The organism is Streptomyces sp. NPDC086549 (assembly GCF_044746205.1).
Taxonomy (GTDB): Bacteria; Actinomycetota; Actinomycetes; order Streptomycetales; family Streptomycetaceae; genus Streptomyces.
The window spans coordinates 825,355-843,848 of the sequence record NZ_JBIVBS010000002.1 but is presented as its reverse complement, the minus strand read 5'-3'; the positions used below and the strand labels follow the sequence as shown (position 1 = coordinate 843,848).

General features: G+C 68.5%; 15 protein-coding genes. 6 read left to right on the top strand and 9 right to left on the bottom strand.

The window, feature by feature from the left end; translation table 11 throughout:
- Nucleotides 1-36 precede the first annotated feature (36 nt).
- Both ACIPSA_RS10485 and ACIPSA_RS10480 read left to right on the top strand, forming a co-directional pair.
- Nucleotides 37-1,338 carry a UDP-glucose dehydrogenase family protein gene (locus ACIPSA_RS10485; protein WP_402631464.1) on the top strand — a complete coding sequence of 434 codons (1,302 nt, stop codon included), beginning with the start codon at nt 37-39 and terminating at the stop codon, nt 1,336-1,338.
- A gap of 3 nt (nt 1,339-1,341) precedes the next feature.
- Nucleotides 1,342-2,088, top strand: a complete 747-nt coding sequence (locus ACIPSA_RS10480) for a polyprenol monophosphomannose synthase (protein ID WP_402631461.1) — start codon at nt 1,342-1,344, stop codon at nt 2,086-2,088.
- A 14-nt stretch (nt 2,089-2,102) separates the two neighbouring features.
- On the opposite strand, the gene ACIPSA_RS10475 is transcribed toward ACIPSA_RS10480, so the two are convergent.
- Entirely contained in the window at nt 2,103-2,987 is an 885-nt protein-coding gene (locus ACIPSA_RS10475) for a hypothetical protein (protein WP_402631458.1), read from the bottom strand.
- 727 nt (nt 2,988-3,714) lie between these two features.
- On the opposite strand from ACIPSA_RS10475, the gene rplM reads away from it, so the two are divergent.
- The 3 genes from rplM to glmM all read left to right on the top strand — a co-directional run bounded on the left by rplM (nt 3,715) and on the right by glmM (nt 6,303).
- Entirely contained in the window at nt 3,715-4,158 is a 444-nt protein-coding gene (gene rplM, locus ACIPSA_RS10470) for a 50S ribosomal protein L13 (RefSeq protein ID WP_402631455.1), read from the top strand.
- Nucleotides 4,159-4,200: 42 nt separating this feature from the next.
- Nucleotides 4,201-4,722 (top strand): 30S ribosomal protein S9, encoded by a 522-nt coding sequence (gene rpsI, locus ACIPSA_RS10465; RefSeq protein ID WP_235456313.1) that lies wholly within the window; start codon nt 4,201-4,203, stop codon nt 4,720-4,722.
- A gap of 222 nt (nt 4,723-4,944) precedes the next feature.
- On the top strand, nt 4,945-6,303 hold the full coding sequence (gene glmM / locus ACIPSA_RS10460; protein WP_402631452.1) for a phosphoglucosamine mutase: 1,359 nt from the start codon (nt 4,945-4,947) through the stop codon (nt 6,301-6,303).
- Between the two features lie 6 nt (nt 6,304-6,309).
- On the opposite strand, the gene ACIPSA_RS10455 is transcribed toward glmM, so the two are convergent.
- From ACIPSA_RS10455 to ACIPSA_RS10435, 5 genes are all read right to left on the bottom strand, one after another.
- Nucleotides 6,310-7,257: a DUF389 domain-containing protein gene (locus tag ACIPSA_RS10455; RefSeq protein WP_402631449.1), complete on the bottom strand. Its 948-nt coding sequence runs from the start codon at nt 7,255-7,257 to the stop codon at nt 6,310-6,312.
- A gap of 16 nt (nt 7,258-7,273) precedes the next feature.
- Nucleotides 7,274-8,242: a type I pantothenate kinase gene (coaA, locus tag ACIPSA_RS10450; RefSeq protein ID WP_402631760.1), complete on the bottom strand. Its 969-nt coding sequence runs from the start codon at nt 8,240-8,242 to the stop codon at nt 7,274-7,276.
- 509 nt (nt 8,243-8,751) lie between these two features.
- Nucleotides 8,752-9,537 (bottom strand): hypothetical protein, encoded by a 786-nt coding sequence (locus tag ACIPSA_RS10445; RefSeq protein WP_402631446.1) that lies wholly within the window; start codon nt 9,535-9,537, stop codon nt 8,752-8,754.
- 226 nt (nt 9,538-9,763) lie between these two features.
- Nucleotides 9,764-10,186 carry a hypothetical protein gene (locus ACIPSA_RS10440; RefSeq protein ID WP_402631443.1) on the bottom strand — a complete coding sequence of 141 codons (423 nt, stop codon included), beginning with the start codon at nt 10,184-10,186 and terminating at the stop codon, nt 9,764-9,766.
- Between the two features lie 77 nt (nt 10,187-10,263).
- Entirely contained in the window at nt 10,264-14,613 is a 4,350-nt protein-coding gene (locus ACIPSA_RS10435; protein ID WP_402631757.1) for a ricin-type beta-trefoil lectin domain protein, read from the bottom strand.
- Between the two features lie 752 nt (nt 14,614-15,365).
- On the opposite strand from ACIPSA_RS10435, the gene glmS reads away from it, so the two are divergent.
- Nucleotides 15,366-17,213, top strand: coding sequence for a glutamine--fructose-6-phosphate transaminase (isomerizing) (gene glmS, locus ACIPSA_RS10430; protein WP_402631440.1), 1,848 nt, complete (start codon nt 15,366-15,368; stop codon nt 17,211-17,213).
- Here the strand turns inward: glmS and ACIPSA_RS10425 are convergent.
- The 3 genes from ACIPSA_RS10425 to ACIPSA_RS10415 are packed head-to-tail and all read right to left on the bottom strand — an operon-like array spanning nt 17,174 to nt 18,444.
- Complete coding sequence (locus ACIPSA_RS10425; protein ID WP_402631437.1) at nt 17,174-17,389, bottom strand: DUF397 domain-containing protein; 216 nt, start codon at nt 17,387-17,389, stop codon at nt 17,174-17,176. The genes glmS and ACIPSA_RS10425 overlap by 40 nt on opposite strands.
- Complete coding sequence (locus ACIPSA_RS10420) at nt 17,386-17,583, bottom strand: DUF397 domain-containing protein (RefSeq protein ID WP_402631434.1); 198 nt, start codon at nt 17,581-17,583, stop codon at nt 17,386-17,388. Before ACIPSA_RS10420 ends, ACIPSA_RS10425 begins: the two co-directional genes overlap by 4 nt.
- 9 nt (nt 17,584-17,592) lie before the next feature.
- The gene (locus tag ACIPSA_RS10415; protein ID WP_402631431.1) at nt 17,593-18,444 is read right to left on the bottom strand and encodes a helix-turn-helix domain-containing protein; all 852 of its coding nucleotides are present in this window, start codon (nt 18,442-18,444) and stop codon (nt 17,593-17,595) included.
- Between the last annotated feature and the right edge of the window lie 50 nt (nt 18,445-18,494).

Below are 18,494 nucleotides of genomic sequence, written 5' to 3'. Positions count from 1 at the left end.
CCCCCTCTCCACCCCTGATCACGAAAGACCGTACTCATGCGGCTCACCGTCATCGGCACCGGCTATCTCGGTGCCACCCACGCCGCCTGCATGGCGGAGCTCGGCCACGAGGTGCTCGGCGTCGACGTCGACCCCGACAAGGTCGCCGCGCTCCGGGCCGGGCGGGTGCCCTTCCACGAGCCGGGGCTGCCCGAGCTGATCGCGAAGCACACGGCGAGCGGCCGGCTGCGCTTCACCACGTCGTACGAGGAGGCCGGGGGCTTCGGCGACGTGCACTTCGTGTGCGTGGGCACCCCGCAGCTCAAGGACTCCGAGGGCGCCGACCTGATCTACGTGGACGCGGCCTTCGCGGCGATCGCCGGGCACGCGGCGCCGGACGCGCTGCTGGTCGGCAAGTCGACGGTGCCGGTGGGCACGGCGGGGCGGCTCGCGGACGCCTGCGTGCCCGAGGTCGCCTGGAACCCGGAGTTCCTGCGGGAGGGGTTCGCCGTCGAGGACACGCTGCGGCCGGACCGGCTGGTGTTCGGGGTGCGCTCGACCCGTGCCGAAACGATTCTGCGCGAGGTGTACGCGCCCGTCCTCGCCGCCGGGACCCCGGTCGTGACCGCCGACTTCCCGACGGCCGAGCTGGTGAAGACGGCAGCGAACGCCTTCCTCGCCACGAAGATCTCCTTCATCAACGCGATGGCGGAGGTCTGCGAGGTCGCGGGCGGGGACGTGACGAAGCTGTCCGAGGCTCTGGGGCACGACGACCGGATCGGCAGCCGCTTCCTGCGCTCCGGGGTCGGTTTCGGCGGCGGCTGCCTGCCCAAGGACATCCGCGCCTTCGCCCACCGCGCCGACGAACTCGGTGTCTCGCTGGCCTTCCTGCGCGAGGTCGACGCGATCAACATGCGGCGCCGCGACCGGGTGGTGGAGCTCGCCCGCGAGCTGTGCGGGGGAGATGTGCTGGGCGCACGGATCACCGTCCTGGGCGCGGCCTTCAAGCCCGACTCGGACGACATCCGCGACTCGCCCGCACTCAACGTGGCGGCCCGGCTGCGGCTCGACGGGGCCGACGTCACGGTGCACGACCCCGCGGCGATGGACAACGCCCGCAAGGCGTTCCCGCTGCTCGGGTACGCGATGACGGCCGAGGACGCGCTGCGCGGGGCCGACCTGGTCCTGCATCTGACCGAGTGGCCGCAGTTCCGGGCGATCGACCCGGAGTGGGCCCGGTCGCTGGTGCGCCGTCCGCGGATCGTGGACGGCCGGGGAGCGCTCGACGTGGAACGCTGGACCGCGGCGGGCTGGCGGTTCTCGGCGCTGGGTAGACCCGCGCTGAATGGGGAGGGATAAGAGATGGACGAGTCGTACCGGGACGCTCGGGTCACCGTGGTGATGCCGACGTACAACGAGGCGGCGAACCTGCCGCGGATGGCCGAGGCGGTGCTCGGGCTGCCGCTGGCCGGCCTGCACCTGAAGGTCGTCGACGACTCCAGCCCGGACGGCACCGGACGGATCGCCGAGGAGCTCGCGGACAAGTACAACGCCGACGGACGGCGCCGGATGAGCGTGCTGCACCGGACCGAGAAGGACGGGCTGGGGCGGGCGTACACGGCGGGCATGAGCGCCGCGCTGGAGGAGGGCGCCGAGTACGTCGTCCAGATGGACGCCGACGGCAGCCATCCGGTGGAGGCGGTGCCGCGGATGCTGGACGAGGCGGTGACGTCCGGGGCGGGCCTGGTCATCGGCAGCCGGTACGTCGACGGGGGCTCGCTGGACGAGGACTGGGGGGTCCACCGGGTCCTGCTGTCCCGCTTCGCCAACGCCTACGCCCGGGCCGTGCTGGGCACCCGGATCCGGGACATCACGGCGGGCTTCAACCTGTGGTCCGCGGTCACCCTGCGTGACGTGGACCTCTCCTCCCTGGACAGCGCGGGCTACAGCTTCCAGGTCGAGCTCAAGTACAAGGCCGTACGGGCCGGACACAGCGCCGCCGAGATCCCGATCCGCTTCGAGGAGCGGACCGAGGGCGTCTCGAAGATGACCCTGCGGACGCAGCTGGAGTCGGCGGTGGTGCCGATCCGGCTGCGTCTGAAGAAGTAGCGCGGCGGCCGCGGCTACCTGTTGGCCGCGGCCGAGGCCTGTGCCTCACCCCGGCGGCGGATCTGGCGGAACGTGAACTCGGCCAGGTCGTCCCCGGTCGAGAAGACCTTGGTGTCCTTGGTCGTCACGTTCTTGCCGTTGGTGAAGCCGGCGATGGTGAAGTAGGCGTAGCGGCCGTAGGCATTGGTCGTGGTGCGGCAGACGGCCGAGTCGCAGAAGGCCTTGATGCCCTTGCCGGCGAGCGACTTCACGATGCTCTGCTTGCCCGCTGCCGCGCCCTTGGCCTTGGCGGCCTGGACCTCCGTGTCGAAGACGGCGACTCCGACGGTCACCGCCACGCCGTCCTTGATGTAGCTGACGCGCAGCACGCGGGTGCAGCCGTTGGCGGTGAGGACCTTGGGGAGGGTGCCCTGCGCGGCCGAGGCACAGTTCTTGGTGTCGGCCGTGGAACCCTTCTTGTAGACGGTCTCGCCCATGGTCAGCTGGGTGCCCGGGAAGAGGGTCTCGGCGCTGAGCGGCGCCGTGTCCTTCTCCACGCTGGATATGAAGTCCTTCGGGTCCAGCGGCGGCGGGGCGCTGGTGGGCTCGAAGGACGGCGCCGGGTTCGCCGAGTCGCTGGGTATGGAGGCGCTCGCGGGCAGGTTGGTCGGCTGCCCCGAGGCGTTGTTGTCACCGTTCGCGGACACCACGGCCATGGCGACGGCCGTGCCGACCGCCAAGGTGGCTATCGCGCCGCCGCCGATGAACAGCACTCTGCGCCGCTTGCTCCTCGCCTCCGAGGCATCGGCGAGCGCGGCCCAGTCCGGGGACGGGCCGCCGCTGCTGCTGCTCCAGGGCTGCTGAGACTGCGGTTTCCAGGGATCCCACTGGGACTGGGGTCCCCCCTGCCCATAATTCATGGGGCGCATCTTAGACGGGGGACCGGGGGTGCAGGTGCGCCTCTACGAGAGGCGATAGTGGACCTTTCCCCGCAGTGCGAGACATCTCACCCCGGCGCTTACGAGGGGCCGGCTCCGGCGTGTGGGGGAGGGTGAAGCGGGCGCCTCGGGGCAGACCGGGCGGGGGATGGGACGTCCGGTCGCGATCGCGTCACGCGGAGTGGCAACCACGGGCGGTATGAAAATTTCGCAGGCGAAGAGCGCCGACGAGCACGGCGCCGGACCCCGGGGCGGAGCCGTGGCGGCTTCGCGGGACACGCGTCCGAGGCCGAGCGGAGGGAAGGGGTCGAGCGGAAGGAAGAGGTCGCGTGGAAGGAAGTGGACGGAACGGGTCAATCGAATTTCCGTAATGCCCGGTTATGTCGGGCGCGGATATGTCTCAAACCTTCCAATCCCGCCGCGGGCCGTCGGACGGGGGCGCCCGGGGACCGGCTTACACTGGTGGTTCGAATCGGCGGAGCCCTGCGGCAGCGGACCCGTTTTGACCGGGGTGCCGCGGCCCGGGTATTCTGCCTGTTCGTTGTGTATTGGCTTGCTCATTCTCACGGGACGGGCCCTTACACCGGTCCACCGGGCCGATGACCAGCGACCAGCACGCGGTTTGCGTCACCGCAGTGCGGTCAGGGCTGTCGTGATCGTCTTCGGTGACCTTGTCAGGACCATTCACTCGAAGCGAAGGCTACGAACCGTGCGTACGTACAGCCCCAAGCCCGGCGATGTGACGCGCCAGTGGCACGTCATTGACGCCCAGGACGTCGTCCTGGGTCGTCTCGCCACGACCGCCGCGTCCCTTCTGCGGGGCAAGCACAAGCCGATCTACGCCCCTCACGTCGACACCGGTGACTTCGTCATCATCATCAACGCCGACAAGGTGCACCTCTCCGGCAACAAGCGGACCCAGAAGATGGCGTACCGCCACTCCGGCTACCCGGGTGGTCTGCGCTCCGTCCGCTACGACGAGCTGCTCGCCAAGAACCCTGAGAAGGCCATCGAGAAGGCCGTCAAGGGCATGCTCCCCAAGAACACCCTGGGCCGTCAGATGCTCTCCAAGCTGAAGGTCTACTCGGGCGACCAGCACCCGCACGCTGCCCAGCAGCCGGTGCCGTTCGAGATCACCCAGGTCGCGCAGTAAGTCCGGCCACCCCCTAAGACCGAAGAGAATCTGAGGAGAATCGTGGCCGAGACCACTGCCGAGCAGCCGCTCGAAGAGACCGAGCTCGTCGACATCGACAGCTACACCACCGAGTCCGAGGTTCCCGTCGAGGGCGAGTACACCTCGGAGTCCCTGGCCTCCCGCTTCGGCGAGCCCCAGCCGGCCGCCGGCCTGGGCCGTCGCAAGAACGCCATTGCCCGCGTCCGGATCGTTCCGGGCACCGGCAAGTGGAAGATCAACGGTCGCACCCTCGAGGACTACTTCCCGAACAAGGTGCACCAGCAGGAAGTCAACGAGCCCTTCAAGGTGCTCGAGCTCGAGGGTCGTTACGACGTCATCGCCCGCATCGCTGGTGGCGGTGTCTCCGGTCAGGCCGGTGCGCTCCGTCTCGGTGTCGCCCGTGCGCTGAACGAGGCCGACGTCGACAACAACCGCGGCCCGCTCAAGAAGGCCGGCTTCCTCAAGCGCGACGACCGTGCGGTCGAGCGCAAGAAGGCCGGTCTGAAGAAGGCCCGCAAGGCCCCGCAGTACAGCAAGCGCTAATCTCGCTGCCTGCTCGTACTTCGAACGCCCCGGCGGCACGCCACAGTGCCGCCGGGGCATTCGTTTATCACACATCTTTGGGTCTAATGGCACAAGTAGCTCAAAGGCTAGTGTGATCGGATGTTCAGGCATGGAATGCCTGGGATGCGGAGCCGCACCGACCCGGCATCGAACCATCGAATGCCTACGGCTTCCGAAACTGACGCTTCCTCAGGAGGACAAGTGGGACGACTCTTCGGCACGGACGGCGTGCGCGGTGTCGCCAACGCGGACCTGACGGCCGAGATGGCGCTCGGCCTGTCCGTCGCGGCGGCGCACGTGCTGGCCGAGGCGGGCACCTTCGAGGGCCACAGGCCGAAGGCGGTGGTCGGACGGGATCCGCGCGCGTCCGGGGAGTTCCTGGAGGCCGCCATGGTCGCGGGCCTGGCGAGCGCGGGCGTGGACGTACTGCGGGTCGGTGTCCTCCCGACGCCCGCCGTCGCCCACCTCACCGGCGCGCTGGGCGCGGACCTCGGTGTCATGCTCTCCGCCAGCCACAACGCCATGCCCGACAACGGCATCAAGTTCTTCGCCCGCGGCGGCCACAAGCTCGCCGACGAGCTGGAGGACAAGATCGAGGCCGTGTACGAGTCCCACCGGCACGGCGAGCCCTGGGAGCGGCCCACCGGTGCGGGCGTCGGGCGGGTGCGCTCGTACGACGAGGGCTTCGAGCAGTACGTCGCCCACCTCCTCGGCGTACTCCCCAACCGTCTCGACGGGCTGAAGATCGTCCTGGACGAGGCGCACGGCGCGGCCGCCGGTGTCTCGCCCGAGGCCTTCACGCGGGCCGGAGCCGAGGTCGTCACCATCGGTGCCGAGCCGGACGGCCTCAACATCAACGACGGCTGCGGCTCCACCCACCTGGACAAGCTCAAGGCCGCCGTCGTCGAGCACGGCGCCGACCTCGGCATCGCGCACGACGGCGACGCCGACCGCTGCCTGGCCGTGGACCACACCGGCGACGATGTGGACGGCGACCAGATTCTGGCCGTGATCGCGCTGGCGATGCGGGAGCGTTCCGCACTGCGCTCCGACACCGTCGTCGCGACCGTGATGTCGAATCTGGGCTTCAAGCTGGCCATGGAGCGCGAGGGCATCCACCTCGTGCAGACCGCCGTCGGCGACCGGTACGTCCTGGAGGAGATGAAGGAGCACGACTTCGCCCTCGGCGGCGAGCAGTCCGGGCACGTCATCATCCTCGACCACGCCACCACCGGCGACGGCACGCTGACCGGCCTGCTGCTGGCGGCGCGGGTCGCGCAGACCGGCCGTACGCTGCGGGACCTCGCGTCGGTCATGGAGCGGCTGCCGCAGGTGCTCATCAACGTTCCGGACGTCGACAGGTCGCGGGTCCGCACGTCCGCCGACCTCGCGGCCGCCGTCGCCGAGGCCGAGCGTGAACTCGGCTCCACCGGGCGGGTGCTGCTGCGCCCGTCGGGCACCGAGCCGCTGGTGCGCGTCATGGTCGAGGCCGCGGACATCGAGCAGGCCCGCTCGGTCGCCGGCCGCCTGGCCGACGCCGTGAAGTCGGCCCTCGGCTAGGACGTCCTAGACGCGCATCGTCTTCGCCGTACGTTCCCGCTGCCTGGCCCAGAACCACTTCTGGGCCAGCAGCGTGAGTGTCCCGGCCAGGACGATTCCCAGCAGGTTCAGCAGCAGCTGTTCCGTGGAGCCCCACGCCTGCCGGTACTCGGTGAAGGTGAAGGCCACGGCCGCGTTCGCCGCCGCCGGGACCGTCGTCACCGAGATCGCCACGCCCACCAGGGCACCCGACTTCGCCGACGTCAGCGACAGGGTGCCGGCGGCGCCCGCCAGGACCGCGACGACGAACGAGAACGCGTCGGGCCGATAGATGAAGTTGGTGTTGGGCCGCTCGGCCTCCAGCCGCACCTTGGTGAACAGATCGACGGCGTCCATGAAGTAGGTGAAGCCGACCGTCACCAGCAGGGCCACCGCGAAGCCCACGACGAGTGCGTTCAGTGAGCGCAGCGCGAGTCGCGGTGCACGCTGGACGAGGGCCGTGGACAGGCCCGCCAGCGGCCCGAACTCCGGTCCCACCGCCATGGCGCCCACGATCAGGATCGCGTTGTCCAGCACCACACCGCAGGCCGCGATCATCGTGGCGATGGTGAGGAAGGCGACGTACGTGACGGACAGCGTCGACTCCTCGTGCGTCGCTTCCTCCAGGTGCTCCCACAGCACCGCGTCCGCGCCCTCGCCCGGCGCCTCCTCCTCGGCCTTGTCGGCCCGCCTGGACAGCGACAGATCGATGTTCTCGACCGCGATCGAGCCCGTCTCGTCGATGCCCAACGCCCGCAGCGCGGCAATGAGTTCGTCGGCCGCCTCCCGGGCCACATCGCACATGACGACATCCCCGGCCGGGTTGCGCGCCGCGCCCGGCACCACCACGAGATGGGTGGTGCCGACCGTCTTTTCGATGATCCGGACCGCATCGTCGGTGTGCTCGGCCGGGGTGATCAGGCGTAGGTGCAGCATGCCCGCAGGCTAGCGGTCACAGTTTTCGCAGGCGCAGCCGCTGCACCTTGTGGTCCGGGCCCTTGCGCACGACGAGGGTGGCGCGGCCGCGGGTTGGGGCGATGTTCTCGACCAGGTTGGGCTTGTTGATCGTGCGCCACTGGGTGCGCGCGTAGTCGAGGGCCTCCTCCTCGGAGACCTGGGTCCACTTGCGGAAGTACGAGGACGGGTCCTGGAAGGCCGTCTGGCGCAGCTTCTTGAAGCGGCTGAGGTACCAGCGCTCGACGTCGTCGGCGTTCGCGTCGACGTACACGCTGAAGTCGAAGTAGTCGGCGAGGCCGACGCGGGTGCGGCCGTCCTTGCCGGGGAGGGCGGGCTGCAGGACGTTCAGACCCTCGACGATCAGGATGTCGGGCCGGCGTACGACGAGCTTCTCGCCCGGCACGATGTCGTAGATGAGGTGGGAGTAGACGGGGGCGGTGACCTCGTCCTTGCCCGCCTTGATGTCGGCGACGAACCGGGTCAGCGCCCGGCGGTCGTACGACTCGGGGAATCCCTTCCGCGACATCAGTCCGCGGGCCTGGAGCTCCCCGGTCGGCAGCAGGAAGCCGTCGGTCGTGACCCGCTCCACGCGCGGGTGCTCGGGCCAGCGGGACAGGAGGGCCTGGAGCAGACGGGCCACGGTCGACTTGCCGCACGCCACGGATCCGGCGATCCCGATCACGAAGGGTGTGCCGGACTGGGAGCCCCCCTCGCCCAGGAACGTGTTCAGCGCCCCTCTGAGCCCGTCGGTGGCGCCGACGTAGAGATTCAGGAGCCGGGACAGCGGCAGGTAGACGTCCCGCACCTCGTCGAGGTCGATGACATCGCCGAGGCCGCGCAGCTTCTCGACCTCCTCGGCGGTGAGCGGCAGCGGCGTCTTGTCGCGCAGCGCGCTCCACTCGGCACGGGTGAGGTCCACGTAGGGAGTCGCCTCCGGCCGCTGCCGGTGGGCGCTCCGGGGCATCGAGGAGACCGGAGAGATCACAGTCCATTGTTAACGGAGTTTGAACGGGATGGCGGGTGGGGTCGGTCACGCCCGGTCCGGACTCCATCGCGCATCCACGGAAAATCGTGGTCGGGCGCGGACTTGCCACAGGGGCGGGCGGATATCGCCACTCCGCCCGCCCCTGTGCTCCGGCGTCAGTCGGGCCGGTCACGCCAGTTCCGCGAAGCCGAGCCATTCCGCGACGGTGCCGCCCTCGGGGCGGGGGTGGCGGCCCGGCTCCCGGTTGAACGTGTCCACCAGGCTCCACCGCGAGGCGACCCAGGTCAGCCCGATGTCCGTTACATAGGCATTCTTCTACATCGGGTAGGCCGTCTTGACGGCGAATCCGCCCCGGCCTTTCAGGTGGCCTTTCACCTTCACATTGAGTAGCCGGCACAGCGGGAGAGCGAAGCAGGCCCCGCCGAGGCCGGAGCCGGTGTGGCTCGGCTTCGGCGGGGCCCGAGTGACACCCGTCGGACGAGTCGGCCCTACCTGACGTTGAGGTTGTCGTCCACGAGGAACTCCGGGTAGCCGAAACGTTCGCCGAGGGCGGTGAACGCGTCGCAGCGGTCCTCGTCGATCTCCACGAAGTATGCCTTCATGGTCCTCAGGAACAGCCGGAACCCGAGGTCCGCACAGGCTTCGCTGACAACCCGCTCGAGCGCCGGAACCAGGTCCGGAACCGACCCGCTGGCGGCCGCATGTTCCAGCACGTCGGCGACGGCACCGATCTGTCCCAGTACGGCCCTTCGCAGTCGGACGTCCGTTACCGGCTGCGGCGGGGACGGGACGAATGCCGCGTCGGCCCGGCGGATGCCGGTGATCCACGCCGCTTCGATGCGGCGCAACCACTCCCGCCCTGTCAGGCCGTGCTCCGCGGGGTCGAAGTAGCGCTTCGTGGCTCCGAGCCACACGGTGCGGAGCACCTCGTCCGGCAGCGGCGAACCCAGCAGCCTCCGCACGTCTTCACCGATCTGCATGATGATCGTGCGGCTGCACGCGGTGACGGCATCCTCCACCAGGCGGAGCTGGACGTCCACCGGCCCGCTTCGGGGCACGAACCTGTCGTAATCCTCGGCAGAGAGCCACAGTGGGTAGGGGGCCTTCGACGCGAGCCAGCTGAGCCCGATGTCCAGGATGAACTCCTGGTGCCCGGCGCTCTCTGCGGTCGCCGCGCCCTGCGGGCCGTCGGGCCCCGCCGAGGCCGGAGCCGGATTGCAGCCGCCGTCCGCCGCCCCCGCGAGCGGCCCGCTGTCGTTCCGTTCGGAATGCATGCCTCTACTTTCGATGACACCAACAGGGCCGATGGGAGGGGTTGCTGGCTTCGACAGCGTGAACTGGCCCCATTTGGACGGCTTGGGTTCTAGAGGTGGTCGCAACACCAGACCCTGAGGGGTGTTGCAATGACCAAGCCGTGTCGGCCCAAGTGGGGACACAAACCCTGTCGAAGCCACCGACATGTACAGAGGCCCGCACGACTGGTGTGCGGACCCTGCACAGTCAGGAAAGCCGTGGTCCGATCAGGGCGGCCTCCACGGCCTCACCCGTCATCTCGATCAGTACGACTTCCTCCTGCATGTCTGCAGGAAGGTGCGCATGCGCTTCGGTGCCGCAGAGGAATACGCCCTCGCGCGGTTCGAAGATCACCGCTTCCAGCCGTGAGGCAAGTTCGGCCACGATGGCGAATACGCCGGACCCGGAATGCGGACGCTCCACCTGGATGCCGGTCTCGTCGACGAAGATCTCGGCCTCACTGCCGTCCGCGGCCCGGACCCAGTACTGCAGGCGCCCGTCCTCCATCATCGTGAGTTTCGGGTTACCGACGTCGTAAGGACTGAGAACCGCCCGAACGACATCCATGTCCAAGGGAACGGGCTCATCGCTGCCTTCGACGAACTTGTAGATCGACGGGCTGTAACTCACAGAAAGTCTCTCTCTGTACTGGGTTGTCGGCCCGGGGGTCTCCCACCGTCAACAGTAGGAGACACCCCGGGGGCGTTTCACGCTGGGCCGCGTCTGAAGATGACCGTGATGCCCTTGATCTCGTTGTCGGCCATCATGTACTTGAAGGCCGTGGCTGTCCTCTCATCAGAGACGTACCAGATGATCGGCACGTCTCCTGCCGCTCGGGCCTGGTCCTTCGCCTGCTTGACTGGTTCTGTGACCCACTTCTGGAGCTTGCCTTCAGCGGTGAACATCCTGTCGTTCAGCGCCTGGTTCTTGGCGTCGATGAGAGTCCCGTTCTGGTAGCCGTCGAACTTGACGTACCCGCTCTTCCTCCAGGCTGCAGGAACCTTGTAGGAAATCCCGGAGGGGACCCCATTGGTCACCATCTGCTCGTAGGCGCGGTCGGCCTGCGACATGCCCTCGCTTTCGGCAATCCATGTGCCGGGACCGCCTAGCTCCAGCCACTTGCAGTACGCACCTCCACCGCCCGCGGCGCGGACGACACCACTGCGAGCAGCCCCCTCCACGCACCACTTTTCCAATTGCCTAAGTGCCCTGGTGCCGATGCTGGCCATGGCCTCTTCGGGCAGGCCGAGGGCGCGCAGGGCCTTCCACGCTTCCTCGAACTCGATGCCGGTCCTCGCGGCCGCGTCCACTGCCCTGACCGCGTCGGCGATCGGCCTGAGGATCTTGCCCGCGAACAGAGAAGCGACGTCCAGGGACGCCCAGGCACATCCGCCCCAGCTTCCTCCCTCACCGCCGGGGGTGAGCTTCTGGGCGCACCTGATCCAGCTGCCGAAGAGGATGTCGATCGGGTCGATGTTCTGCTGGTATTCCGCGATGGTGATGGTGTGCGTGACCTCTTGGGACAGTTCCTTGGTCGGGTATTCGCCCAGGTACTGCGTCGCGCTGGAGGGGCACGTGAACTTCTTCAGGTTCAGATCCTGTGCGGTGCACAGGTACAGGTCGAGGATCGCCTTGTACCGGATCTTCGCAGTGATCGTGCAGTCGCCCTTGTAGAAGAGCTTGTCGATCACGCCGTCGCAGCCGTCCGTCTTCTTGACGACCTCCGGATTGCCGACCTTCTCGATATGGTCGACGACATAGAACATGTTGCCGATGGAGCCCTTCTCATCGACGACGGTTCCGGCGTCGATTTGCTTCCCGTTCTCCTTTTGCTCGGCCCTGGCGGCTGCTTCCTGGGCTTCCTTGGCGTACTTGTCGGCGTCCTTCGCCGCCTGTTCGGCCTCGGTTGCTGCTGCGTCAGCGCGAGTGGCGGCTGCTCGGGCGTCCTTGGCGTCCTGTTCGGCCTGGACAGCTGCGGAGCGGGCAGCGGCCGCGTCGAGTTCGGCCTGGTCGGCGGAGGCGCGGGCGTCCTTGGCGTAGCCTTCGGCGTTTCCGGCTGCCTTGTCGGCGGCTGCCGCGTCGGCGGCTGCCTGCTTGTCGTACTCGACGGTGCGGGCCAGTGAATCGGCCGCCTCCGAGGCGACCTTGGCCGCGTCGGCCGCGTAGCTGAGGGCTTCCTTGGAGTAGGTGCGGGCGTCGGCGGCGTACTGGGCTGCGTTGGCCGCGTGCTGGTAGGCCTCCTTGGCGTCGCCCTTGGCCTGGTCGGCGAGGTTCTTGGCCGCCTGGGCCTCGGCTGCCGCGTTCTTGGCGTGGGCATCGGCGACGGCCTGCTGCTGCTCGGCGATCGACTTCGACGCCTGACCAGTCAGCACGACCAGGCCGGCGGCGGAGTCGGTGTCGACATAGCGCGAGCCGAGCTGGATGGCGTCGTTGGCCGGGTTGGCGACCTGCTTCGCCGCCTCTCCGGCGTCCACGGCGGCCTGCGCAGTGACATGGGCGAAGCCAGCGGCCTTCGCCGCGGCCACGAGTGCCTTGGCGGCCTCCGCGTTGGCGGCGTTCGCCTGGGTCTTGGCATCCTTGGCGTGCTGTTCGGCCTCGTCGGCGAGCTTGACCGCGGCCTTGGCCTCGGCGGAGGCGTCCTGGGAGGCCTTGATGGCATCGGCGACCGCGCTGGTCGCGGTTTTCACCGCTGCGTCCGCCTTTAGTTTGTCGGCCTGCGCGGCGTCCGAGTCGGCACGGGCGCGCTTGGCGGCCGCCTCGGCGCGGGTTGCCGCGGCATCCGCGTCGGCTGCCGCCTGGGTCGCGGCGTCGGCCTCGAAGCGGGCCTTCGTCGCAGCGGCTTCGGCGTCGTCGGCGGCCTTGTCGGCGTCGTTCGCCGCGGCGCGGGCGGCGTCCGCCGCGTCCTCGGAGTCCAGGGAGTCGGCGTAGGCGGTCTTGGCGTCGGCCTTGGCGCGGGCCGCCTCCGCCTTCTGCTCCGCGTCCCAGGCGTCGTCCCGCATCGCAGCGGCGTGGTCGCTCGCCTTGACCGCGTCGTCCCGCCGGGCCCCGGCGGTCTTCTCCGCGGCCTCCGCCTTGTCCTTGGCGTCCTTCGCCCTCGATGCCTGGGACTCGGCGTTCTTGCGGTGCTCGGCTGCCTCGGCCTGCTTGGCCGCGGCGTTCTCCTTCTCCGCCTTGGCCGTCTTCTCCTCGGCCTCGGCGGCGAGCCGCTTGGCGTGCGCGTCGGCGGCAGCCGCCTTGGCGTCACCCTCTGCCGTCAGCGCGACGGTGAGCTTGGCCTCCGCTATCTCCTTGTCCTTCTTGGCGTTGTCCCGGTGCACCTTGGCCGCGTCCGCCGCGGACTTGGCCTGCCATTCGGCGGTCTTCGCGGCCTCCTTGCGGAACTCGGCCTTCGACTGGGCGGCCTGGGCCAGGGCGCGCTCCGCGATGGTCGCGCTGTCACTGGCGGAGGCACGGGTGGCGGACTCGGCGGTCTCACCGGCCTTCACCAGCGCTTGCAGCGCGGCCACCGCTCCCTTGGTGACCTGTGCCTTCTGCTGACCCACCAGCAGACCACGGCCGCGGGGCGCGCCGTTGGTGTCCGCGATGCCGTAGGCGGCCTGGATGGCCGCGTCCGATGTCGTGGCCGCCTTCTGCGCGGCGGTGAGCTGCGCCTTGAGTACGGCGAGCTGCTTCTTCGCGCCGGCCTGGGCGGCCGCGACACCGGCCTTCGCCTTGTCGAACTGGGCCTTGTCCGGGTAGCCGAGCTTGTCATCGCCGTTGTGGCCGGTCGGCTTGATGTCGAACTTCTGCGCCACACTGCCGTTGCACGTGTACAGCTGGGCATCGTTGCCGTTGTCGAAGGTGTGCAGGTCCAGGCACTTACCCGTACTGGTGTTCTTCAGGGCGGTGGCGCCGCGCAGCTCAGTCGCCCAGGCAGCGGCCGGGGAATTGCACGACGAGATCTGGATCTTCGTGCCGTTCGCCGCGTTGTTCCCCGCCACGTCAAGGCACCTGAGGGCATTGACGTTCTCCAGGTGAAGGCTGTCCTCGCCGCCCCAGAGCACCCACTTCTGGGCCGCGGAGCCGTTGCACGTGTACACCTGGACCGGCGTGCCGTTGTCCTTCTTGCCGCCCTGGACGTCGAGGCACTTGTCCTTCGCGGCGTGCACCTCGATGACCGTCGGGCTGTCGCCGACCCAGCCGAGACCGCCCGGCGCCCAGTAGTCCTGCCAGCGCGCGAGGTGGTCGGCGACCCAGGAGTGGCCCAGCATGTCGCTGAGAGCCTTCGCGCCCTTGGAAAGGGCACTGACGGCATTCTCGTTCGCGTCGATGATCTGGTTGCGCTGGGCGGCCTGGGAGGCGACCTCCTGCTGCCACTCGCCGGCCGCGGTGGAGGTGATGTCACCCAGGACGTTGTCCGGGTCGAGCGGGTCCCGCCAACCGCACGCGGCGAAGCGGGATTTCACATCCTCGACGGCGATGCGGTATTCCGGCGTGCCAGGCTGCGGCGCGGTACGCGGGAAGCCACCGGAGGACAGGAAGATACGGGCGTCGTCGGCCCCCGCGTTCGTGGAGGGACCGCCGTGCATCCACTTGAAGGCGTCGCGCTCGGCGAGCGCACGGTTCCACTCCGCCTGCGTCATGCCCGTCGGGTCGGGGTCCTTGCCGTAGATGGGAGCGCCCAGATCGTCGACGGCCTTGAGGGTCTTCTCGTCGGCCTTCGGGGTGGCGTCCTCGTAGAAGCCGTCATCGGTCTGCCAGAACCGGTCGGCGACCCAGGCCGACAGACCGGTCTGGGTGTAGAAGCTCTTCTCGCCGTCGGGCGGCCAGTAGAAGTCGGCGATTCCGACGGGAGTGGCCAGACCTTCGAGGGGCTTCATCCACTCCTTCCGGAGAGCGTCGAGATCGTCCAGTTCCTTGCCCGCCGCGTCCTGGTCCTTCTTGAACGCGACGGCGAGCGGCGTCTGCTCCCAGTGCTCCCGGTTGGCCAGGACGTGGAGCTTGTCGGCGGGCTGGTTGAGGCCGTCCTGCGCGGTCGTGGCCATCGACGGGCCGCCGAGCCGCAGCACGTCGGACATCAGGCACTGGTCCTGCCGCAGTTGCTCGGCGGCGGTGTCCTCGTACCAGGGAGAGGAGTCGAATACCGGTTCGGCCTCCAGGCTGGTCAGGCCGGGCTGGACCGCGAGACCGGCCAGGACGGTCAGGGCGGCGACTGAGGTGACGGCGGAGGTGAGCTTTTGTGATCTTCGTGTTCCGGGCAGCCGGAACCACGGTCTGTGGTGCAAGAAAGCATCCCTTTCTGCCTTCAGAGGGGTGCCGGAAGAGCGGCCGAAGGGGTAGGGCAGCGGTGGTCCTGATGAGGGCTCAGGAACTCAGGCGTCCGGACGGCTTGACGCATGCGTACGGCCGGTATGACGGCATGGCGATGCACCCCCTCCCCGTGAGCGACGGCGTTCCCCCGGTCGCTACTGCTGTGCGCGCATGCGGAATGGTCAGGTTCCGTCACGCTCGGCGGCCACATTACGTAGGCGCAACCCCGGTCGTACAGGTGTTTGTTTCGCGTGGGGAGGGTGCTGGCGTGAAACTTCCTACCGTTCGGTAGCTTGTGGTCCAAGTCTCCAAGTCCCCCTCTTGCATGGGGATCCTGTGCGCTTCCTGTGTTCGCGAGAGGCTTGGTGGTGTGGATCCCGTGAACAAAAGTGGCTGAATTTCTATCCTTGGCGAGCGGGCGCAGCCACTTTCCGGAAGCGGTCGTACGACGGTGGTAATTTCCGATTTCGGGCACGCGGCGGCTACTTTCACACCGGCGTCGGCCCATAGGCTGCGGCACATGTGCGGAATCGTGGGATACGTGGGGGCGCAGTCGGCGCTCGATGTCGTGATGGCCGGGCTGAAACGGCTGGAGTACCGGGGGTACGACTCGGGGGGCGTCGCCGTGCTGGCGGACGGTGGTCTTGCCGCCGCGAAGAAGGCCGGGAAGCTGGTCAATCTGGAGAAGGAGCTGGTCGAACGGCCGCTGCCGAGCGGTACGACCGGTATCGGACACACCCGCTGGGCCACGCACGGCGGTCCGACCGACGCGAACGCACACCCGCACCTGGACAACGCGGGCCGGGTCGCCGTCGTGCACAACGGGATCATCGAGAACTTCGCGCCGCTGCGGGCCGAGTTGGCTGAGCGGGGGCACGAGCTGGCCTCCGAGACGGACACCGAGGTGGTCGCCCATCTGCTCGCCGAGGAGTTCTCCCTCACCTCGGACCTCGCGGAGGCGATGCGGCTGGTGTGCCGGCGGCTGGAGGGCGCGTTCACGCTGGTCGCGGTGCATGCCGACGAGCCCGGAGTGGTCGTCGGCGCGCGGCGGAACTCCCCGCTGGTGGTGGGCGTTGGAGAGGGCGAGGCCTTTCTCGCCTCGGACGTCACCGCGTTCATCGACCACACGCGGTCGGCGATCGAGCTGGGCCAGGACCAGGTGGTGGAGCTGCGCCGGGACGGCGTGACGGTCACAGGCTTCGACGGCCGTCCGGCCGAGGTGCGCTCCTACCACGTCGACTGGGACGCGTCGGCAGCGGAAAAGGGGGGTTATGACTATTTCATGCTCAAGGAGATCGCCGAGCAGCCCAAGGCGGTCGCCGATACGCTCCTGGGCCGCATCGACGCGGCCGGCTCGCTGACCCTGGACGAGGTCCGCATCAGCGCCGCCGAACTGCGTGAGGTGGACAAGGTCGTCATCGTCGCGTGCGGTACGGCCTTCCACGCGGGGCTGATCGCCAAGTACGCCATCGAGCACTGGACGCGTATCCCGTGCGAGGTGGAACTGGCCAGCGAGTTCCGCTACCGGGACCCGATCCTCGACTCCCGCAGCCTGGTCATCGCCATCTCGCAGTCCGGCGAGACCATGGACACCCTGATGGCCCTGAGGCACGCCCGCGAACAGGGCTCCAAGGTGCTGGCGATCTGCAACACCAACGGTTCGACGATCCCGCGCGAGTCGGACGCGGTGCTGTACACGCACGCCGGGCCGGAGGTCGCGGTCGCCTCGACCAAGGCGTTCCTGACCCAGTTGGTGGCCTGCTATCTGGTCGCGCTGTACCTCGGGCAGGTGCGCGGCACCAAGTGGGGCGATGAGATCGGGGCCGTGATCCGGGACCTGTCGAAGATCTCGTGCGAGGTCGAGAGGGTCCTGGAGACCATGGAGCCGGTACGCGCGCTGGCCCGCACGCTCGCCTCCAAGAAAACGGTGCTGTTCCTGGGCCGGCACGTGGGCTATCCGGTGGCGCTGGAGGGCGCCCTCAAGCTCAAGGAACTCGCCTACATGCACGCCGAGGGCTTCGCGGCGGGCGAGCTGAAGCACGGACCGATCGCCCTGATCGAGGAGGACCTCCCGGTGGTGGTCGTCGTCCCGTCACCGCGCGGCCGGTCCGTCCTCCACGACAAGATCGTCTCCAACATCCAGGAGATCCGGGCGAGGGGTGCCCGCACGATCGTGATCGCGGAGGAGGGGGACGAGGCGGTGGCCCCGTACGCGGATCACCTGATCCGCATCCCGGCGACGCCGACGCTGCTTCAGCCGCTGGTGGCGACGGTGCCGTTGCAGGTCTTCGCGTGCGAGTTGGCTACCGCCCGGGGCAACGAGGTGGATCAGCCTCGGAACCTGGCGAAGTCGGTGACGGTGGAGTAGCCCTTCACGCCGTTGACGAAGGCTGCGAAGGCTCCGGTCGGGAAGGTGAGTGTTGCCCTGGCCGGGGCCTTCGTGTCGCGGACGGCTACGTGGGTGGGTGAGTTCGCGATCTCCACGCAGTTGTTGCCGTCGCCCTCGCCGGAGTAGGACGACTTCCGCCAGTTGTCGGAGGTCATCGGGTGAAGTGCGCTGACTTGAGGGCGTCGAGGAAGGAGGCGAAGGATCTGCTCGGGAAGGAGAGGCTTGCCCCAGCCAGGGCCTTGGAATCGCGGATTGCTATATGGGTGTGGCGATGCGCGATTTCCACGCAGGCGTTGCCGTCGCCGCTGCCGGAGTAGGACGACTTCTGCCAGTTGTCAGGGGTAGACATCGGGGCGCCTCACGATTCCTTGGCCAGCCTGTGGATGAAGTCGCGTGATCGTTCGGGTGTGAGCGACACCGCCTCCACTCTACGGAAAAGTGTTCGGAATACACCCAGTTGGGCTTCGGAGTCGATGAAGAGCGTGCCGTGAGGGCCATCGCGTACGACAGTGTCGAGCTTCGGGACGGAGCCACCGGCGTAGACCATGGCGGCCGTGATGTCGGCGAAGTCGTCCAGCTCGAAAGGGATGACGCGGACGGTGATGTGGTCTGCTTCGGAGAGCTCCAGGATGTGGGCGAGCTGAGCCAATGAGGTGGCGCGGCCGCCGACCCTGATCCGCAATGCCGCCTCGTGGACCAGTGCTTCGTACGGGATCGGCTGTGCGCCCCCGATGATGACTCGCCGCTCCATTCGATGGCGGACGCGCAACTCCAGCTCGCTCTCATGGGGTTCTGGAACCCGGCGCGAGAAGAGGGCTCGCGCGTAGTCCTCGGTCTGGAGGAGGCCTGGGACATGCAGGAAGTCCACGTCCCATCGGTAGGTGGCATGGCGCTCCAGCTCGGACAAGTCCAGGAATGACGTGGGCAGGAGGCCTCGGTACTCCTCCCACCATCCACGCGCCCGATCGGTGGCCATTGCGACGAGCGCGTCGATGAACTCGGTGTCCGTGCAGGCGAAGTGAGCCGCGAGGCGACGGAGGCGCTGCTCACTCACGCCTGAGACGCCTGATTCGATCTGGCTGATCTGAACGGAGTTCACGCCGAGGAGGGCTGCCGCCTCGCGTGCGCTGAGGCCCGAGGCCTCGCGGAGTCTGCGCAGTTCGACCGCCAGGCGCAACTGTCGTCCTGTTGGTTCGCGCTTGGTCCCCATCGACTGCTCCTTGGTCCAACAGGCCCTTGAGGGTTACTCGTTCAGGCGCA

What these genes read in the sequence shown, in the direction of transcription:
- ACIPSA_RS10485 (WP_402631464.1), top strand. Translation starts at nt 37, where the DNA reads ATGCGGCTCACCGTCATCGGCACCGGCTATCTCGGTGCCACCCACGCC.
- ACIPSA_RS10480 (WP_402631461.1), top strand. Translation starts at nt 1,342, where the DNA reads ATGGACGAGTCGTACCGGGACGCTCGGGTCACCGTGGTGATGCCGACG.
- ACIPSA_RS10475 (WP_402631458.1), bottom strand. Translation starts at nt 2,987, where the DNA reads ATGAATTATGGGCAGGGGGGACCCCAGTCCCAGTGGGATCCCTGGAAA.
- ACIPSA_RS10455 (WP_402631449.1), bottom strand. Translation starts at nt 7,257, where the DNA reads ATGCTGCACCTACGCCTGATCACCCCGGCCGAGCACACCGACGATGCG.
- coaA (WP_402631760.1), bottom strand. Translation starts at nt 8,242, where the DNA reads ATGCCCCGGAGCGCCCACCGGCAGCGGCCGGAGGCGACTCCCTACGTG.
- ACIPSA_RS10445 (WP_402631446.1), bottom strand. Translation starts at nt 9,537, where the DNA reads ATGCATTCCGAACGGAACGACAGCGGGCCGCTCGCGGGGGCGGCGGAC.
- ACIPSA_RS10435 (WP_402631757.1), bottom strand. Translation starts at nt 14,613, where the DNA reads ATGTCCGACGTGCTGCGGCTCGGCGGCCCGTCGATGGCCACGACCGCG.
- glmS (WP_402631440.1), top strand. Translation starts at nt 15,366, where the DNA reads ATGTGCGGAATCGTGGGATACGTGGGGGCGCAGTCGGCGCTCGATGTC.
- ACIPSA_RS10425 (WP_402631437.1), bottom strand. Translation starts at nt 17,389, where the DNA reads ATGACCTCCGACAACTGGCGGAAGTCGTCCTACTCCGGCGAGGGCGAC.
- ACIPSA_RS10420 (WP_402631434.1), bottom strand. Translation starts at nt 17,583, where the DNA reads ATGTCTACCCCTGACAACTGGCAGAAGTCGTCCTACTCCGGCAGCGGC.
- ACIPSA_RS10415 (WP_402631431.1), bottom strand. Translation starts at nt 18,444, where the DNA reads ATGGGGACCAAGCGCGAACCAACAGGACGACAGTTGCGCCTGGCGGTC.